The 17506-nt window shown below is 65.7% G+C and carries 16 protein-coding genes; 5 read left to right on the top strand and 11 right to left on the bottom strand.

The features are described 5' to 3' along the window. Positions 1–40 precede the first annotated feature (40 nt). The gene (locus NKH38_RS24900; protein WP_023733956.1) at positions 41–1648 is read left to right on the top strand and encodes an FGGY-family carbohydrate kinase; all 1608 of its coding nucleotides are present in this window, start codon (positions 41–43) and stop codon (positions 1646–1648) included. A gap of 10 nt (positions 1649–1658) precedes the next feature. Here the strand turns inward: NKH38_RS24900 and NKH38_RS24905 are convergent, their stop codons facing one another. The 6 genes from NKH38_RS24905 to NKH38_RS24930 are packed head-to-tail and all read right to left on the bottom strand — an operon-like array spanning position 1659 to position 7524. Beyond that, the gene (locus NKH38_RS24905; RefSeq protein ID WP_352763051.1) at positions 1659–2588 is read right to left on the bottom strand and encodes a phosphatidate cytidylyltransferase; all 930 of its coding nucleotides are present in this window, start codon (positions 2586–2588) and stop codon (positions 1659–1661) included. A 39-nt stretch (positions 2589–2627) separates the two neighbouring features. Further along, on the bottom strand, positions 2628–3296 hold the full coding sequence (locus NKH38_RS24910) for a lysophospholipid acyltransferase family protein (protein ID WP_023672504.1): 669 nt from the start codon (positions 3294–3296) through the stop codon (positions 2628–2630). A 3-nt stretch (positions 3297–3299) separates the two neighbouring features. Next, the gene (locus tag NKH38_RS24915; RefSeq protein WP_352762954.1) at positions 3300–3734 is read right to left on the bottom strand and encodes a hypothetical protein; all 435 of its coding nucleotides are present in this window, start codon (positions 3732–3734) and stop codon (positions 3300–3302) included. Positions 3735–3744: 10 nt separating this feature from the next. Next, the gene (locus NKH38_RS24920) at positions 3745–5094 is read right to left on the bottom strand and encodes a phosphatase PAP2/dual specificity phosphatase family protein (protein ID WP_050590393.1); all 1350 of its coding nucleotides are present in this window, start codon (positions 5092–5094) and stop codon (positions 3745–3747) included. Positions 5095–5098: 4 nt separating this feature from the next. After that, positions 5099–6880, bottom strand: a complete 1782-nt coding sequence (locus tag NKH38_RS24925) for a bifunctional alpha/beta hydrolase/class I SAM-dependent methyltransferase (protein ID WP_502896630.1) — start codon at positions 6878–6880, stop codon at positions 5099–5101. Positions 6881–6921: 41 nt separating this feature from the next. Further along, entirely contained in the window at positions 6922–7524 is a 603-nt protein-coding gene (locus tag NKH38_RS24930) for a CDP-alcohol phosphatidyltransferase family protein (protein ID WP_352638778.1), read from the bottom strand. Positions 7525–7762: 238 nt separating this feature from the next. Between NKH38_RS24930 and NKH38_RS24935 the strand changes: the two genes are divergently transcribed. The 3 genes from NKH38_RS24935 to NKH38_RS24945 are packed head-to-tail and all read left to right on the top strand — an operon-like array spanning position 7763 to position 10523. Continuing rightward, positions 7763–8764, top strand: a complete 1002-nt coding sequence (locus NKH38_RS24935; protein ID WP_352762951.1) for a TIM barrel protein — start codon at positions 7763–7765, stop codon at positions 8762–8764. Continuing rightward, the gene (locus tag NKH38_RS24940; protein ID WP_352762948.1) at positions 8761–9636 is read left to right on the top strand and encodes a MurR/RpiR family transcriptional regulator; all 876 of its coding nucleotides are present in this window, start codon (positions 8761–8763) and stop codon (positions 9634–9636) included. The genes NKH38_RS24935 and NKH38_RS24940 overlap by 4 nt, the downstream gene beginning before the upstream one ends. Then, on the top strand, positions 9633–10523 hold the full coding sequence (locus NKH38_RS24945) for a ribokinase (RefSeq protein WP_023805588.1): 891 nt from the start codon (positions 9633–9635) through the stop codon (positions 10521–10523). Before NKH38_RS24940 ends, NKH38_RS24945 begins: the two co-directional genes overlap by 4 nt. Positions 10524–10662: 139 nt before the next feature. Here the strand turns inward: NKH38_RS24945 and NKH38_RS24950 are convergent, their stop codons facing one another. Together NKH38_RS24950 and NKH38_RS24955 are read right to left on the bottom strand one after the other, a co-directional pair. Further along, positions 10663–11163: a hypothetical protein gene (locus NKH38_RS24950; RefSeq protein ID WP_352762946.1), complete on the bottom strand. Its 501-nt coding sequence runs from the start codon at positions 11161–11163 to the stop codon at positions 10663–10665. 68 nt (positions 11164–11231) lie between these two features. Beyond that, positions 11232–12203, bottom strand: a complete 972-nt coding sequence (locus NKH38_RS24955; RefSeq protein ID WP_352762945.1) for a LysR family transcriptional regulator — start codon at positions 12201–12203, stop codon at positions 11232–11234. Positions 12204–12309: 106 nt separating this feature from the next. Here NKH38_RS24955 and NKH38_RS24960 point away from each other — a divergent pair, with 106 nt between their 5' ends. After that, positions 12310–13320 (top strand): zinc-dependent alcohol dehydrogenase family protein, encoded by a 1011-nt coding sequence (locus NKH38_RS24960; protein WP_023727036.1) that lies wholly within the window; start codon positions 12310–12312, stop codon positions 13318–13320. 187 nt (positions 13321–13507) lie between these two features. Here the strand turns inward: NKH38_RS24960 and NKH38_RS24965 are convergent, their stop codons facing one another. Genes NKH38_RS24965 through NKH38_RS24975 form a run of 3 tightly spaced genes read right to left on the bottom strand, consistent with a single transcriptional unit; the run spans position 13508 to position 17261 of the window. Continuing rightward, the gene (locus NKH38_RS24965) at positions 13508–15808 is read right to left on the bottom strand and encodes a xanthine dehydrogenase family protein molybdopterin-binding subunit (protein WP_352762944.1); all 2301 of its coding nucleotides are present in this window, start codon (positions 15806–15808) and stop codon (positions 13508–13510) included. After that, positions 15805–16788, bottom strand: coding sequence for an FAD binding domain-containing protein (locus NKH38_RS24970; protein WP_352762943.1), 984 nt, complete (start codon positions 16786–16788; stop codon positions 15805–15807). Before NKH38_RS24970 ends, NKH38_RS24965 begins: the two co-directional genes overlap by 4 nt. Next, a complete protein-coding gene (locus NKH38_RS24975; RefSeq protein WP_023695486.1) occupies positions 16785–17261 on the bottom strand; it encodes a (2Fe-2S)-binding protein in 477 nt (158 codons plus the stop codon). Before NKH38_RS24975 ends, NKH38_RS24970 begins: the two co-directional genes overlap by 4 nt. Between the last annotated feature and the right edge of the window lie 245 nt (positions 17262–17506).

A 17506-nucleotide genomic window follows, 5' to 3' on the forward strand; every position in this document is an offset into this window, starting at 1 on the left:
CTACTGCCTACTGCCTACTGCCTAACTTCTGAGGTTCCCCATGTCCCACTTCCTCGGCATCGACGTCGGCACTGGCAGTGCCAGGGCGGGGGTGTTCGACAGCAAGGGCACCATGCTTGCCTCGGCGAAGCGCGACATCGCTCTATTCATCGAGCCCGGCGAAATCGCCGAACAGTCGAGCGAGGACATCTGGCGTGCGGTTTGCGCCAGCGTGCGCGAGGCGGTGACCAAGTCGGGGCTCGCTGGGCGCGACATTGCCGGCATCGGCTTCGACGCCACCTGTTCGCTGGTCGTGGTCGGCCAGGATGGCGCGCCGTTGCCGGTCGGCCATTCCGGCGATGCCCAGCGCAACATCATCGTCTGGATGGACCATCGTGCGCTCGATCAGGCGCAGCGCGTCAATGCCGGCAAGCACGCCGTGCTCGATTATGTCGGCGGCACCATATCGCCGGAGATGGAAACGCCGAAGCTGTTGTGGCTGTGCGAAAACCTGCCCGCCACCTTCGATGCCGCCGAGCATTTCTTCGACCTCACCGACTATCTGACCTGGCGCTCGACCGGCAGCCTGGGGCGTTCGATCTGCACGCTGACCTGCAAATGGACCTATCTCGGCCACGAGCGGCGCTGGGACGAAGCCTATTTCCGCGCCATCGGCCTCGGCGCGCTCGCCGATGAAGGCTTTGCCCGCATCGGCACCGAGATCGTCGAGGGCGGCACCGCGCTTGCCCAAGGCCTGACTGAGGCCGCCGCGGCCGATCTCGGCCTGTTGCCGGGAACGCCGGTTGCGGCCGGCCTGATCGATGCCCATGCCGGGGGAGTCGGCACGGTTGGCGGGCAGGGCTCCGTCGGCACCTTGCAGTCGCGCATGGCCTATGTGTTCGGCACTTCGGCCTGCACCATGGCCAGCACCAGCGAGCCGGCCTTCGTGCCCGGCGTCTGGGGCCCGTATTTTTCCTCGATGGTGCCGGGGCTTTGGCTCAATGAAGGCGGGCAATCGGCGGCGGGTGCTGCAATCGACCACCTCGTCGCTTTCCATCCGGCCACGGCTGAGGCATCCGCGAAAGCCAAGGCGGAAGGTCTCGGCCTGACCGCTTGGCTTGGTCAGCAGGCGGCGGAGCAGTCCGCCGACCTGTCCGCCGTAGCGCACCTGGCCGATGGACTGCATGTCGTGCCGGAATTCCTCGGCAACCGCTCGCCCTTCGCCGATCCCGAGTCCAAGGCCTTGATCGCCGGGCTTGGCATGGACACGTCCCTCGACAGTCTGGTCGCGCTCTATGTCGCCGGCCTGCTGGGCATCGGCTACGGCGTGCGCCAGATCCTTGCGGCGATGGCCAACAAAGGCATCGCCATCGACACTATCGTCGTCAGCGGCGGTGCCGCGCAAAGCGAGCTGGTACGTCAGCTTTTGGCCGACACCACAGGCCTGACCGTCGCCGGTTCGACCTCGCCCGAACCGGTGCTGCTCGGCTCGTCCATATTGGCGGCGGTGGCGGCGCAAAAATATCCCGATGTGATCGCGGCGATGACCGGCATGTCGCGCATCGGCGACATCTATCGCCCGGCCGGCGGCGATCTGGTGCCTTGGCACGACAAGCGCTTCGCCGCCTTCGAACTGTTGCAGCAGGCGGGCCGCGCGATCCGCGATTGAGCGGCTTCGCTCACGTCCAGAAATAGCGGACGATGTGGAAGAACACCGGCGCGGCGAAGACCAAGCTGTCGGCGCGGTCCATCATGCCGCCATGGCCTTCGATGAGGTGGCCCCAGTCCTTGACCCCCTGGTCGCGCTTGATCGCCGACGCCACCAGCCCGCCGAGGAACCCCATCAGGCAGGCGATGAAGGCGACGCCTGCCGCCGCCAGCGGCGAGAACGGCGTCAGGAACGACAGCAGCGCGCCCAGAAGGCTCGATGCCACCAGCCCGCCGACCAGCCCTTCCCAGGTCTTCGAGGGCGAGACGGAGGGCGACAGAAGATGCCTGCCGAACAGCTTGCCGAAAATGTATTGCAGCACGTCGCTGCCTTGCACGGTGATGATCAGGAAGGCGATGAGCAGGAGGTTGCGGCCCTCGAAACCGGGCACGTTGAGGGTCAGCAGCGCCGGCACATGGCTGACGCAGTAGACCGAGATCATGACCGCCCATTGCTGCGCGGACACGCGCTCGAGGAAGCGCTCGGTGTCGCCGTTGAGCGCGGTGACCGCCGGCATCAAGAGGAAGCAGTAGACGGGGATGAAAATGGTGAAGAGCCCGTACCAGGCGGTCCACACCAGCCAGTACTGGAAGGGAATGATGATGCCGAACATGCCGAGCAGCACCCAGTGGTCGCTGCGCCGGCTGTGCGTCAGCGTCACGAACTCGCGCAGCGCGGCAAACGAGATCAGCGCAAACAGGATGGTCATGCCGGTGCGGCCGAAGAAGAAGGCGACGGTGATCGCCAGCACCATCACCCACCAGGCGTTGATGCGCTGGTTCAAGTTGACGAGCGTCGAGGGCAGCGGCTTCGGCGCCCGCCATGAGAGGATACCGGCAACGATGCTCGCCATGGTCAGCACGCAGATCACGCCGGCCAGCAGGATGACGGTTTCATGCATTGGCGGCAGTGTCATACGAAGTCTCTTTGCCTGGTCATGCTAGTGGTCCCGATCGGGACGCGGGTTGAGCGACAGCAGCGTCTGGCGCGCGCGCTCGAGGAAGGTGCGGCGTTCTTCGCCGGGCGCGATCGCCACCGGCGGACCGAAGACGACGCGGCACAGAAGCGGCACCGGCAGGAACTGGCCCTTGGGCAGCACGCGCGACATGTTCTCGATCCAGCACGGGATGAGTTCGACATCGGGCCGCGCCATCGACAGATTGTAGAGGCCGGAGCGGAACGGCAGCAGATCCGCCTCCGTCGTGTTGCGAGTGCCTTCGGGAAACAGGATCAGCGAGTGGCCGTCGTCGAGCACCGACAGCATGATCGAGATCGGGTGTTGCGTTTCGTCGGTCCACTGCCGGTGGATGAGCACGGACGACAGCATGTCCTGCGCGATGAAGCGGCGCAGCCGCGACTTGCCCCAATATTCGGCCGCCGCGATCGCATGGGTCCGGGCGCGCACCTTCTCACTCAGACAGGCCGACAGCAGGATGAAATCACCATGGCTGGCATGGTTGGCGAAGTAGATGCGCTGCCGCTCCGACGGCTGGCTGCCGTTCCAGATTGGTCTGACGCCGGTTACCACCCAGGCCGCCGCCGACAGGCCGACCGACGTCACCGTCTGCAGCAAGGTGAAGGTGTTGGCGCGCAGGTGAAGTTTTGTCATGGCTCAAACAAATGCTGCGAAAAGGGATGCCGCAGCAAACATGGCGAGCGCCATGCGCTGCCTTGTCAGCAGGCGGCGCGTGCCTGCCATGCGATGGTCGAGCGAGCGGCCGCCGGCAGTGGTGGATTTCAGGCGCATGCGCGCCAGCACATCGTCGACCGCGGCACCCCGGGCGGCCTCGCTGGCGTGGCTTGCCATCAGCCGGAACAGCAGCGCATCGAACAAAAGCAAGGCCGAAAGAGCCAGCGTGGCCACGGCGCTCGCCGCCGCGACCAGCCAGGCCGCCGCGGACAGCGCTGTCGTCTGCGGTCCGGCCACCAGGCCGATGACCGGCGCTGCCATCACAGCCGCGACCACCAGCAGGATCGGCCACACCGCCTGCACCATCAGCCCGGCGGCGAATATTTCGGCCTTCTCGGGAAAATTGTCGCCACTCATGCCGGCCAACTCATGTCGGTTCTTCCAGCCCCGGTTCTTCCAGCCCCGGTTCATCCAGCCCGATCTGAAGGTGCACGGGCCTGCCCGACGCGGCGAGTTTCTTGCGCGCCTGTGCAGCTGTGTACGAGCGCCCCGTCACCACCAGCCAGTCGGCGACGACGGCTGCACTGCGCTGGAAGCCGAGCGCGCAGCAGACCAGGACGGTGCCGCGCCGGCGCGCCAGCTCGATCGCCGCCACCGCTCGCTCCAGCCTGTCGTGAGGCGGCGCCACGAGGTCGAGCATCGCGTAGCTGATCCAGCGGCAGGTCACGCCGCGCGGCCGTTCCATCTCGCCGGCAAGGTCGATCACTGTGCCGAAGCGGTTGGCCTCGTCGGCACTCGGAAACCGGCCGAGGAAAACACCGTCGGTGATCTCCGCTTGCGGCGCCAGTTGGCGGGTCCATACCCACACATTGATCCGGGCGCCAAGCCGGTAGGGCAGGAGCAGGATACGGTTGGCCAGTGAGACGCTACCATCGGCTGCCTTCTGGAACACTTTGGCGCCGGCCCCAGCATAGCCGAAGGCGACGATGGCCAGCGCCAATGCCGGCCACAACAGGATGAGAAAATCGGCGGAGACCAACGCGCCCTCGGCAGCGCCGGCCAGGGCAAGGGCCGCCCCCAGCCCGTAATAACCCGCCAGCCGCCGCGCCCTTGGGTCGGCGGTCAACCGAAAACCCCAGAATGGCAGCTCGCCCTTGGACGGAAACAGCCACAGCGCAAACAGGCCGAGCAGGGCGCCGGTCGGAATGTCGATGAAATGATGCTGCCAGGTCGTCAGCACCGAGGCGCCGATGAGAAAACACCAGACGTGCCAGACCGGGCGGAGAATGCCGCCGAGACGGTGACGTGCCAGAACGTGACGCCAATGGTCCCAGATGATCACCAGCAGCGCGATGTGCAGGGATGGCGCCTGGTTGAACGGCTTGTCGAAACCACCGAGCACCGCAAACAGAAAACCCGGCAGGCCGGTGGTTTCCGGCCGCACGAAGGTCGCCGTCAGCGGGAACGCGATGAAGCAGGCGACGGCAATGATCTGCGCCGAGAGATAGCGGCCGGCGAGCCGGTCGACGCCGCGCCTGGTCGTGTTGAGCAACAGCGACAGGCCGTAGAACAGATCGATAGACCAGTAGGGCACGATCGTCCAGGCGACGAACGGGATGGCGTGTTCCCAGGCAAACACGATGCTGCCGACATGGTCGCGCCGCGACGCCAGCCAGTTGGCAAAGCCATAGGTCGAATAGAAGAACGGCGCCAGCAGCGCCAGCCAAAGGGCGGCCCTCAGCACGATATCCAAATTGTGTTCCCGAGCCGGGGCCATGGTCTCAGACGCGCCGAGCGACCGAAACAGTGAAGATGCCCCATTGGTCGATGCGCTGGTCGATCTTCTCGAAACCGGCCGCCGTCACCAACTGGTCCATCTCGCCCTGCGTGCGCCGCCGCATCACCCATGCCTGGCCGCCGCGATGCGAGGTCAGGCTGCGCGCGATCATCTCCAACTGCGGATGCCATGGCTGGTTGGTGTAGACGAGCAGGCTGCCGGGTTGCATGGCGCTGGCCAGCCCGCCGAGCGAGCGGGAAATCATCGTGTTGTCGGCGAACAATTCGTAAAGCCCGGAGACGATGGCGAGGTCCGGCGCCGGCTTTTGCCCGGCCAGCATGTCGGCATCGAAGGCGTCGGCCTGATGGAAGGTGACGCTGGTCGGCAGCTGCCGCTCGGCGATCAGCTTCGAACCCAACCCGACATTGAGCTCGGAATAATCCTGCAGCCGCACGCTTGCTGGCGGTTCAGTGCATTTGGTGACGGCATCGAGCACATAGCGGCCGTGACCGGCGGCGATGTCGAGCATGTGGACGGGACGGCCGGCTGCCTTCAGGCTGGCGGCGGCGTTGCCGATCAGCTCTTCCAGATGCAGCTTGCGCTGGCGGATGCCGCGCCAGCCGATCGCGTCGAGGAAGGTGCGGTCGATCATGCGGCCGATGAAGCCGGTGCCGCGCGCGTCGTTCTCGTAGACATAGTCGAGCGTCGAGCCGGAATCGAAGCCGGTGGCGATGCCAATCTTCATGCCCGAAGACAGCCAGGCGCCCATGCGGATCGAGGCGCGACTCATCGCCCAGAAAATTCCCTTGGGCGACAACAGCGTCAGCGGCGAGGCGAGCCTCTCGGCCTCGTCGCGGGTGTAGCCGGCGCGGTCGGCCTGAAGCAAGTCGATGCTTTTCTCCGGCGTGGCAAATTGCTTTTCGAGGAACGGCCGGATCAAGTCCAGCGCCTGCTTGCGATCGCGCTCGCCCAGCGTGTCGTGGAAGAAGCCGGGCAGCACATGCCGCTCCTTGGCGCTGCTGCCGAGATTGACGAAGAATTCGTGCTGCGGTCCATGCCGCACCACCCAATCGCTGCCGGAGATCAAGAGCTGCGTCGGCACGGTGATGGCGCGCGCGTCCGAGACGATGCGGGCAGCGTGGTCGTAAAGCTCGACCAGGATGTTGGAGGCGATCGGTCGCGTGATCAGCGGATCGGCGTCGAAGGAAGCGATGCGCTCGGCATCATGCGTCAGGAACTTCGCCTTGACGTAGGAATTGACGAAGAAGCGGCCCTTGAGCTTCTGCCACAGCGCAATGCCCTCTTTGGCGAAGGGCACGTAGAGCTTGACCGAAAAGGCCGGTGAAGCCACCACCAGCGCGCGGATGTCGGGCGCATAGTCATGCACCCAGGCAGCGGCCAGCACGGCGCCGAAGGACTGCGCGATCAGCGCGATGTCGCGCTGGCCAAAACCATCCCGGCCGATCTCACGCACCAGGCAGTCGATGTCACGAACCAGGGCGGCAAAGGACGGCGCATAGCCGCGCTCGCCGGCCGAGCGGCCATTGCCGCGCGCGTCCCAGGCGTAGAAGGCATGATCGGGCATGGCGAGTTCGTCGACCAGATGCGCCATGCGGCCGCCATGCTCGTGGCCGCGATGGAACAGAAGGATCGCACCCTTTGGCGTCTGCCCAACGGCCGGCCAGTAGCGGTAGAAGATCTCGGTGCCGTCATGGCTCTTGAAGGTGCGCTCCTGCGCGACGCGCTCGAGGCTTGCCAGTGATACGGCGGCGATGGTCTGGTGGATCATGGTTTCCCTCTGGCGGTCGGGTGCCTGACGCTTTGGCATCAGGTGCCGCCCGCTCTAAGGCCGCTGCGTATCCGGTTGATGGCGGTTATCCCCGACAGTGTAGCCATGATCGGAAACACAAACGGCGCGATCCCCGCCACCCACAGGCCGCAAGCGAGAAGAAAGCCGATGACGCCGAGCACCAGGGCTCGGTCGCTCTTGCCGAACGGCCCGGCATAGTTGCGCCCGCTGCCTGCGGCAACGCCAAGCACGCCGGCGAACTCGACAAGCATGGCGGTAATAGCGAAGGCGACGACACCCCAGGCCGGGAACAAGGTGGCAAAGGCCAGGATCAGCGCCAAGTCCGAGACGACGTCGCAGAGTTCGTTGAGATACATGCCGAGTTTTGATGCTTGCCCATGTTCCCTGGCCAGCATCCCGTCAATGGCGTTGAGCGCCATGCGCACGAACAGCACCACCGGCATCAAGAGGAAAACCAGGGGATGGAAGGCAAAGGCCGCGACCACCAGGCCGGTGGCGATGGAGAGCGCGGCGGCGAGAAGCGTGATCTGGTTGGCGGTGACGCCGGCATCGGCCAGCCGGTCGGCCAGCGGCCGCAGCCTGGCCTGAAAGGCCGGTTTCAGTTGATAGAGCGTTGGCATGTGCGATCCCCCAACCGCGGCTCATGACAGTGTCGGCGAGATTGGTCAATCGGCAGGCAGGGCGCAAGGGCTCGCACCAGCATCCGCACCGTTGCGGGACTCGAAACTCCCGGCATGGATGCAGAGGCGCAGCCGAAGATCTCCGCCAAGCAGGATGTTGCGCGCTACAAACCGCCTCGGAAATGAGAACTTTACAAATATTCGTATTTGTGTGAAGTAAATCACTGAAAGGTTCATCATGACAAACAGTCGCTTCGCCACCCGCCTGAATTCCTTCGCCTCGCGGCCGCAAGCCGAATGGCCTGATCTCACCGGCAAGCCGTCCATGCTGCAGATGGCAGCCCGCGCGGCCAAGGTCGACGGGCTGACCGACCTTGATCTTAATTTCCCCGACCACGTCAGTGAAAAGCCGGCTGAGATCGCGCAAAAGCTTGACGATTTCGGGCTTTCCATCAATGGCTTTGCCATGCGTTACTACTCCAACCCGGCCTTCAAGCTCGGCGCTTTCACCAATCCGGACCCGGCGGTGCGCCGCGAAGCCATCGACTTGACTAAGGCCGGTATCGATGCGGTGCGCGCGGCCGGCGCCAGTCTGATGACGCTGTGGCTGGGCCAGGATGGCTTCGACTATGCATTTCAAACTGACTATGCGACGCTCTGGCAGCACGAAATCGATGGGATTCGTGAAGTTGCCGCGCATGATCCCGGCTGCCAGATCAGCCTGGAGTACAAGCCTAACGAACCGCGCTCCTACTCGCTGATGCCGGATGCGGCGACCACCTTGCTGGCGATCCGCGAGGTCGGCCTACCCAATCTCGGCGTCACGCTCGATTTCGCCCATGTGCTCTATGCCGACGAACAGCCGGCCTTCGCCGCGGCGCTGATCGCTCGCCACAGCAAGCTGCTCGGCGTCCATCTCAACGATGGCTATGCCAAGCGCGACGACGGCCTGATGGTCGGCGCGGTGCACACGCTGCAGACCATCGAACTGCTGCGCCAGATCCGCCGCGACGGCTATGCCGGCGCCATCTACTTCGACACCTTCCCCGACATGACCGGGCTCGATCCGGTGCGCGAATGCGAAGTCAACATCGCCACCGTCAAGCGCCTGCTGTGCGTTGTCGACCGGCTGGAGAAGGATAACCGCCTGTCCGCCGCCATGGACAGCCAGGACGCCGTGACGTCGCAGGCTATCGTCCAGGAAGCCATGCTCGGGCCGGAGACGAGGGGACGTGGATGACGTTGAGCAATCTCGATCTGAAAGCCGTGGGGCCGCGCATCCGCATGATGATGCCGCATCTCACCCCGCTTGAGACCAAGGTGGTGGAAACCGTCTTCGGCCGGCGCGGTTTCGATGAGACCATTCCGCTGAAGCAGATCGCCGAGGAGGCCGGCGTGTCCGAGGCGATGGTGGTCAAGATCGCCAAGAAACTCGGCTTCTCCGGCTACCGCGACTTCCGCACCGCCGTCTATGAATACAGCCGCCTGCCGACCGCCGAGATGCACCAGGAACTGTCGGTCGACGACAGCTCGGCCGAGATCGTGCAGAAAGTGTTCCGCACCTCGATCCAGGCGCTGGAGGAGACGCTCGCGATCCTCGACATGGACGATTTCGACCGTGCTGCCGATCTGCTCTACCGCGCCAGGAACCGCGATTTTTATGGCGTCGGCGGCTCCGCCCAGATCGCTCGCGACGTCTCGCACAAATTCCTGCGCATCGGCATCCGCGCGTCGGTCTATGACGACTCGCACATGATGCTGATGTCGGCCTCGCTCCTCGGCGCCGACGACATCGCCGTCGGCTTCTCGCATTCCGGCAACACGTCGGCCGTCATCGACGCCATCCATCTTGCCCGCAAGAGCGGCGCCCGCACGCTGGCCATCACCAACTACGACAACTCGCCGCTGGCCCGGATTGCCGACATCGTGCTGTGCTCGACCGCGCAAGGCTCGCCGCTGATGGGCGAAAACGCAGCGGCGCGCATCGCGCAGCTCAACATCCTCGACGCTTTGTTCGTGGCGGTGGCGCAGCGCGACTACCAGGCGGCGGAGCGCAATCTCGGCCGCACCATGTCGGCGGTCACCTCGAAACGAAAAGACCGGGGCACATGACGGTTCCGCTGGTCACCGTCTTCGGCAGCCTGCACTACGACATCATGGTCGACGCGCCCGACCGTCCGCGCAAGGGCGAGACGGTGACCGGCCATGCCTGGCAGCCGAAATGCGGCGGCAAGGGCGGCAACCAGGCGGTCTCGGCGGCACGCGCCGGCGTGCGTGCGGCGATGATCGGCGCCGTCGGCGACGACGATTTCGGCACGGCGCTGCTGGCCAATCTCGATCGCGCCGGCCTGGATCGCCGCTTCGTGCGCGTGGCGGCAGGCGCAGGCTCCGGCATGAGCGTGGCGATCTTCGACAGCGATGGCGACTATGGTGCGGTGATCGTCTCCGGCAGCAATCTCACGCTGGACGATGATGACGTCGTGGCAGCAAGGGAGGTGGTGGTACAGACGGCAGTGCTGTTGCTGCAAAACGAAGTGCCCGACGCCGCAAACATCGCTGCCGCGCGCGCGGTGAAGGCATCCGGCGGCCGCGTCGTGCTCAACGCCGCACCGGCGCGAACACTGTCGGCCGAATTGACCGCACTGATAGACATCGTCATCGTCAACGCCATCGAAGCGGAATTTTTGGCCGGCGTTCCGGTCGTCGATACGCTCGCCGGCGCAACCGAAGCCGCGCGGCGGCTGATCGATACCTACCCCTCGGCGATTGTCACCGCCGGCGGTGAGGGGGTCGCCTATTGCGACCGGACGGGCGCGGCCTTCGCGCTGGGCGCCATTCCGGTAAAAGTCGTCAGCACCCATGGCGCCGGCGACGAATTCGTCGGCGCCTTCGCGGCAGGCCTTGCGCGTGGCCATCCGACAGAAGCGGCGATTGCCACGGCCAATGCCGCCGCCGCCTTGCTGGTGGCGACACCGGAGGGAGAGCGCAGCTCGCGCTGAGAACTCAGGCCGCATGTTGCGCCTCCAAACCCGTGCCCCCGTCGATGAGCGAAACGGCAAACCGGGCGCGGCGAGAACCTGCTTGGCTTTGCCCTGATGGAGGCGCGGGGCCAAGCTGCGTGGTCGAAAGTAGGGAGCTTCAGTCCGCGTCGCCGGCCGAACCTTTGCCGCACTGCGTCAGCACCTTGCCGATGGCCGCGCTCGAGCCGGTCAGCGGAAAGCTGTTCTCGCCATATTTGTCGGCCGTAACCGTGACGTCGCCCTTGCCGCGCAACAGGCCGAGCAGTGGATCGTCTTTGCTCAGCTCAGCCGTGAAGTAATTATACATGGCCTCGAGGTCGAGCTTTTTGGTCACGCTCTTGTCACCGCCCTTGAAGGTGAAGGAAGCGCTGATGCCGGGCTCCAGCTGCTGGCCGGCCGCACCCAGATCGTAGCTCAGCACCGGCTTGTCGAAACAGACGAGCATCAGATGCGCATCGGCCTTCGGTCCGCCGCACACCGAAGCCGTCAGCACGCTGCCGCCTTCGTCTTCTTCCATCTTGGCGCTCCAGTTGCAGGACGCGGCAAAAGCCGGCTGCGCGGCTTGCAGCGCGGCCAGAACGGAACCTGCCATCATGAACTTCGCCAATGCACTTTGCATGATCCCCTCCCAAGCTACATCAACGAGATCATACAGGACAAAGGGCCTGGTGATAGCGGCATGCCGTCTTAGCCCCCAGCGCGCCCCATTGAGCAAGCCTTTGAGACCGGCCTCGACGTCCAGGGCGGCTCCGGCGCGAAGCGCTTACCGATCCAGTCGGCGAAGGCGCGTGTCTTGGCGGCTTGTCCCCTGGCCGAGGGCATGACGACATAGACAGCGCCTTCGTCGGCCAGCGTCCAGTCCTCCAGCAACGGCACCAGCCGTCCGTCGGCGAGTTCGCGCCCGACCAGCCAATCGGTGCTCATCATCAGGCCGAGGCCTTGCACCGCGGCTTCGACCAGCACTTCGGCATCGTCGCACACCATCGGCCCCGAGACTTCGACGTTGACGCGGCGGCCCGAACTGTCGGTCATCTCCCAGGTGGGAAAGGTCTGGAAGCCGGAGAAGCCGAGGCAGGCGTGTTCTGTGAGCGCTTCCGGCGCTTCCGGCGTGCCCCTGCGGGCGAGGTAGGAGGGAGCAGCGCACAGCAACCGCCGCCGTGTCGCGATCTTGCGCGCCACCAGGCGCGAGTCCTCCAGCGCGCCGAGACGGACGGCGACATCGAAGTTCTCTGCAAAGAGATCGACGAACCGGTTGGAGAACTCGGCCTCGATGCGGACATCCGGGAACGTCGCTAGAAATTGCGGCAGCAGCGGCCCGATCCACATACGGCCAAAGGTTCCCGGCAGCGCCAGCCGCAGCAAGCCCCGCGGAGCCCCGCTGGCATGCGCGGAAGCAGCAGCCTCGGCTTCGTCTACCGAGGCCAGGATGGCGCGGACGCGTACCAGGAACTCCGCTCCCGCCTCCGTCAACGATACGCTTCGGGTGGTCCGGTGCAGCAGCCGCACGCCGAGCCGCTGCTCCAGCGATTGCAGGCGGCGTGACAGAACCGTCGAGTCGCGCCCGACGCGCAACGCTGCCTTGGTGAAGGAGCGCGCTTCGGTGATGGCCGCAAAGGCGGCCATTTCGGCAAGGCTGGCGGGGTCGTGTGATTGCTGCATAAAGCACAGGACTCAAATGTAAAAATTCCGGATTATCTGCTTGTAGCGCAGCAGATAGCTTCACTCAATCCTGACGATTGACCCCTTAAACAGGAATGCGTGAGCCATGAAAGCCATCGAGCTGACCGCCGCCAAACTGGACGCCTTTCGCGCCACCACCATTGCCACGCCTGAACCGCAGCGCGGCGAAGTGCTGATCCGCCAGCGCGCCGCGAGCCTGAATTTCGTCGATGTGGCGGTGGCCAGCGGCAATTATCGCGTGCCCGGCTTTCCGCTCATTCCCGTCGCCGACGGCGCCGGCGAGATCGTCGCGCTGGGGGAGGGCGTTACGGATTTCGCCGTCGGCGATCGCGTCGTTGCCCATGCCAAGCCGCGCTGGATCGGCGGTCCGCCCCGGCCTAACGAGATGACGCAGATGCGCGGAATTTCGCTGCCGGGGTCGCTCGCCGAATATGTCGCGCTGCCGGCCAACTCGCTCGTGCCGGTACCGGCTCGTCTCTCCTTCGAGGCGGCGTCGACACTGCCGATCGCCGCGACCACCGCCTGGAACGCGGTCTGCGCCGCCGATGTCGGGCCGGGCTCGGTCGTCGTGCTGCTCGGCACCGGCGGCGTCTCCATCTTCACCCTGCAGCTGGCGAAAGCCGCCGGCGCCACCGTCATCATCACTTCTTCGTCGGACGAGAAGCTGGGGCGGGCGAAGGCGCTCGGCGCCGATCATCTCATCAACTACCGCGCGACGCCCGACTGGGACGGCAAGGTGCTGGAACTGACCGGCGGCCTCGGCGCCGACCTCGTCGTCGAGACCGCCGGCACCGCCACCTTCGCCCGCGCCGTCAACGCCACCGCGCCTGGCGGCACGCTGTTCACCATCGGTTTCGTCACCGGCGCCGAGGCCACGGTCGACCTGCTGCCGATCATCATCAAGGCGCTGAAGGTGGTCGGCAACAACACCGGGTCGGTATCTGACCTTCGCGCCGCCGTCCGCGCCATCGCCGCCGCCCGCATCGACCCGGTCGTCGACAAGGTGTTTAGCCAGGAGCAGGCGGCCGAAGCCTACGCGCACATGGCGGCGGGCGGGCAGCATTTCGGCAAGCTTGCGTTCAAGCTCGACTGGTAACCGAGGCGCGCGAGCTGCCAATCTCCCTCCTTGAGGGGGAGATGCCCGGCAGGGCAGAGGGGGTCGGTCCGACCGGGCTCGACCTACTGCGGCGGAAGGAGGTTGGCGCTCTACGAGAGGCGACCCCCTCTGTCGCCTTCGGCGACATCTCCCCCTCGTCAAGGGGGGAGATTACGCACGCCGCTTCCTAGATCAACTTCTCCAGCGTGATCGGCAAGTCCCGCACTCTTTTTCCCGTCGCATGGAACACCGCATTGGCGATCGCCGGCGCTACGCCGACGATGGCCAGTTCGCCGACACCCTTGCCGCCGAGCACCGAAGAGTGCAGGTCGGGAACGCCGACCGAGATGACCTCGATATCGGGGATGTCGGCATTGGTCGGCACCAGATAGTCGCCGAGATTGTTGTTGACGATGCGGCCATGCCTGCGGTCGACAATGCCTTCTTCGAGCAGCGCCTGGCCGATGCCCATGATGATGCCGCCCTTCCACTGGCTCTCGGCGAGTTTCGGGTTGTAGAGCCGGCCGGAATCCAGCGCCGATACCACGCGCGACGCGCGCACCGTGCCGAAATCCTCGTCGACGCGCACCTCGATGAAATGCGCGCACCAGGAGTGGCGCGAATAGTCGCCCTCGGTGTGCGGCAGTGCCGCCGCGATGGTGGTGTAGTTCTTGTAGCGATCGGCGGCCGTCGAGTTCGCCGGCATGGTGTCGCCTGTGGCCTCGATGCGGTCGCGGCCGACGCTGGCCAGCAGGTCGGCGATCGAGACATCGGGACCATCGCCGCGCGGCGACCTGATGCGGCCATTGGCGACGACCAGCGTGTTGGCCTGCAGCGCGTGGAAGGGCGAGCGCGAATCGCTGATCGCCAGACCAACCAGCTGGTCGAGCGCCGATGTCGCCGCCTTGTAGACCGCGCCCGTCATCACGCCGGCCAGCCGCGACCCGCCGGCTACGCCGGCGCGGGGATACCGGGAATCACCGAGCTTCACCACGACCTGGTCGGCCGCCACGCCGACCGTTTCGGCCGCCGTCTGCGCCAGGATCGTGTAGGTGCCCTGGCCCATGTCGATCGAGGAGCTTTCGACCTCGACCGAGCCGTTGGCAAGGATACGCACGATGGCCTCGCCGTAAGCGCGCCGCACCGGATAGGTGCCGGCGGCAACGCCCCAGCCGATCAGCTGGTTGCCATCGCGCATCGAACGCGGTTTGGGCGTGCGCTGGGCCCAGCCGAAGCGTTCGGCGCCAGCCGCGAAAGCCTCGCGCAACTGCCGCGTCGACCAGGCTTTCTTGGCGTGCGGATCCTGCTCGGCGTAATTCCTCAGCCGGATCTCCAGCGGATCGATGCCGACCTCGTAGGCGAGCTCGTCAATGGCGCTTTCGATGCCGAAGGCGCTAGGGTTTTCGCCCGGCGCGCGCATGGCGCCAGGCACCACCGAATTCACCCGCACGACATTCTGCTTCGAGGAGAAGTTGGGCGTCGCATACATGATCGAGGTGACCACGCCCAACGGCTCGACCCACATTCCGTCTATGGATGTTTCGTTGACGCCGCGATGCACGATCGACTGGATTTTTCCGTCACGGTCGGCGCCGATCGTCACCGTCTGGCGGGTCGCGGCGCGGCCGCCATAGCCGGTAAAAGTCTGCGGCCGAGTCATGACCACCCTCGCGGGCCGTCCCAGCATCTTGGCTGCGGCAGCCGCTACCGCGCCGTGGCCGAGCGCCAGCGCCTTGGAGCCGAAGCCGCCACCGATATAGGGCGAGACCAGCCGTACATTTTCGAACGGCACGCCGAACCATTCGGCATAGGTGCGGGCCATGCCGTCGAGCCACTGGCTCGGTTCCCACACGGTCAGCCGGTCGCCCTCCCAGCGGGCGATGAGGCCATGCGGCTCCATCGGCGCCTGGTATTCGCGCGGCGTGTTATAGGCGCCGCAGACGCGCACCGGGGCAGCGGCGAAAGCGGCCTGCGCATCGCCCCATTCCTTGGTCATGGCGGCGATCGGAATGCCGTCGCCCGCCTTGGCGTCGCTGAGGTCGACGATGGCCGGAGTCTCGTCATAGCTGACCTTGACCAGGGCTGCGGCCGCAACGGCCTGCTCGAAGGTCTCCGCGATGACCGCGGCGACATGCTGGCCCGAAAAGGTGATATCGCGCGCCAGCGGGCAGTAGGGCTTGTCCGGCGGCGGTGTGCCGAACCAGTCCGATGCAGTCTTCAGCGGCATGATGGTGTCCGCCGTCAGCACCTTGAGCACACCAGGTGCCGCCTCAGCGGCTGACGTGTCGATCGAGCGCACCTTGCCTGACGCGATCGTGCTTTCGACCAGGACGCCGTAGGTTAGCCCGTCGAGCTGCTGCTCGACGGCGTATTTTGCCGCACCGGTAATCTTGGCCGGGCCGTCGACGCGCGACAGCCGCCCGCCAACCTGATCGGCAGTGCCGTCCGAAGCGTCGCCGTGCCGTGTCTTCGGGTCGTGAATGGTCATGACATGGCTCCCGTCTTGAGGATGGCGCGGGCAACGACGCGCGGCGCCAGTTCGATCTTGTAGTGGTTGGCGCCGTGGTCGATCGCCCCTTCCATGGCGAGCAAGCTGGCTGCCCGCACCCTGTCTTCGCTGAGCACCTTGCCCTTCAACGCCGCTTCCACGGCATGCGCCCGCCACGGCTTCGTCGCGACGCCGCCCAGCGCGACGCGCAGGTCGCGAATGGTGCGGCCATCGGCTTCGAAGTCGATGCCGACCGCGGCGCTTGCAGCGGCGAACTCGTAGGACTGCCGGTCGCGAACCTTGAGATAGGTCGACCGCCGGGCGGCGGCTGAAGCCGGGATGCTGATGGCCGTGATCATCTCGCCCGGTTGAATGGCATGTTCCCTGTCGGGCGTGGCGCCGGGCAGGAGAAAGAAGTCGTCGACGGCAACCTGGCGTTCGCCAAGATGAACCACGGCGTCGAAGGCGACCAGCGCGGTGGCGAGGTCACCGGGATACATGGCGATGCAGGCGTCGCTGGTGCCGAGCACGGCATGGCCGCGGGTGACGCCGCCGATCGCCGAGCAGCCGCTGCCGGCCGAGCGCTTGTTGCAGGCGGAAAAACTCGCGGGATCGCGGAAATAGGGGCAGCGCGTGCGCTGCATCAGATTGCCGCCGATGGTCGCCATGTTGCGCAGTTGCGCGGAAGCCGCCTGCCACAGCGCTTCGGAGACCGCGGGAAAGCGGGTCTTGATCTCGGCATTGTCGGCGACGAGGCTCATCTTGGCCAGCGCGCCGATCATGGCACTGTCAGCGTCGACCTTGATGGCGTCGAGCCCTTTGAGATGGGTGATGTCGACCAGGCTGTCGGGTTCGGCCACGCCGCATTTGGCGAGATCGACCAGCGTCGCACCGCCGGCAAGCAGCATGGCCCCGGGCAGGGCGGCAGCTTGGCGTGCGGCATCGATGCTATCGGCGCGAACGTAGGAAAAATCCCTCATGACGCCACCTCCAGTGCCGCCTGGCGCACGGCGGCAACGATATGCGGATAGGCGCCGCAGCGGCACAGATTGCCGGCCATGTATTCGCGGATCTCGTCATCCGAGCCGGCATGGCCCTCGCGGATGCACGCCACCGCCGACATGATCTGTCCCGGCGTGCAGTAACCGCACTGGAAAGCATCCTGGTCGAGGAAAGCAGTCTGAACCGCGTTGAGCGTGCCGTCGTCGCCGGCCAACCCTTCGATGGTGGTGATCTCGCGGCCTTCGACCTGTGCTGCAAGCGTCAGGCAGGCGAGCACGCGCTGTCCCTCGACATGCACCGTGCAGGCGCCGCACTGGCCCTGGTCGCAACCCTTCTTGGTGCCGGTCAGGTTAAGACGGTCGCGTAAGGCGTCGAGCAACGTGACGCGCGGCTCGACCTGCAGTTCATGGTCGTGCCCGTTGATGGTGAGGTGGATGGTCTGGCTGGTCATGGGCGTCTGGCTCCAGTTGCTTGACGCAAGGGGATTGAAATGGCGTCCGAGTGAGAGAGGAAAAGGGAAGAGGCGACGGTGCGCCTAATCTCGCCCCTTGTGGGGGAGATGCCCAGCAGGGCAGAGGGGGGCGCGAAGGAATGCGACGTTCCCGATTTACATCCGTCGAAACGAATCTTTTCCGAGGAGGCGCTAGTCAGGCCTTGATAGGCTGGCGGGACAGCGCCCCCCTCTGTCCTGCCGGG

The organism is Mesorhizobium sp. M1078 (assembly GCF_040318615.1).
Taxonomy (GTDB): Bacteria; Pseudomonadota; Alphaproteobacteria; order Rhizobiales; family Rhizobiaceae; genus Mesorhizobium.

Bases quoted from the DNA above. Each gene is read 5' to 3' on its own strand.
- NKH38_RS24900 (WP_023733956.1), top strand. From the start codon at position 41: ATGTCCCACTTCCTCGGCATCGACGTCGGCACTGGCAGTGCCAGGGCG.
- NKH38_RS24905 (WP_352763051.1), bottom strand. From the start codon at position 2,588: ATGCATGAAACCGTCATCCTGCTGGCCGGCGTGATCTGCGTGCTGACC.
- NKH38_RS24910 (WP_023672504.1), bottom strand. From the start codon at position 3,296: ATGACAAAACTTCACCTGCGCGCCAACACCTTCACCTTGCTGCAGACG.
- NKH38_RS24915 (WP_352762954.1), bottom strand. From the start codon at position 3,734: ATGAGTGGCGACAATTTTCCCGAGAAGGCCGAAATATTCGCCGCCGGG.
- NKH38_RS24920 (WP_050590393.1), bottom strand. From the start codon at position 5,094: ATGGCCCCGGCTCGGGAACACAATTTGGATATCGTGCTGAGGGCCGCC.
- NKH38_RS24930 (WP_352638778.1), bottom strand. From the start codon at position 7,524: ATGCCAACGCTCTATCAACTGAAACCGGCCTTTCAGGCCAGGCTGCGG.
- NKH38_RS24935 (WP_352762951.1), top strand. From the start codon at position 7,763: ATGACAAACAGTCGCTTCGCCACCCGCCTGAATTCCTTCGCCTCGCGG.
- NKH38_RS24940 (WP_352762948.1), top strand. From the start codon at position 8,761: ATGACGTTGAGCAATCTCGATCTGAAAGCCGTGGGGCCGCGCATCCGC.
- NKH38_RS24945 (WP_023805588.1), top strand. From the start codon at position 9,633: ATGACGGTTCCGCTGGTCACCGTCTTCGGCAGCCTGCACTACGACATC.
- NKH38_RS24950 (WP_352762946.1), bottom strand. From the start codon at position 11,163: ATGCAAAGTGCATTGGCGAAGTTCATGATGGCAGGTTCCGTTCTGGCC.
- NKH38_RS24955 (WP_352762945.1), bottom strand. From the start codon at position 12,203: ATGCAGCAATCACACGACCCCGCCAGCCTTGCCGAAATGGCCGCCTTT.
- NKH38_RS24960 (WP_023727036.1), top strand. From the start codon at position 12,310: ATGAAAGCCATCGAGCTGACCGCCGCCAAACTGGACGCCTTTCGCGCC.
- NKH38_RS24965 (WP_352762944.1), bottom strand. From the start codon at position 15,808: ATGACCATTCACGACCCGAAGACACGGCACGGCGACGCTTCGGACGGC.
- NKH38_RS24970 (WP_352762943.1), bottom strand. From the start codon at position 16,788: ATGAGGGATTTTTCCTACGTTCGCGCCGATAGCATCGATGCCGCACGC.
- NKH38_RS24975 (WP_023695486.1), bottom strand. From the start codon at position 17,261: ATGACCAGCCAGACCATCCACCTCACCATCAACGGGCACGACCATGAA.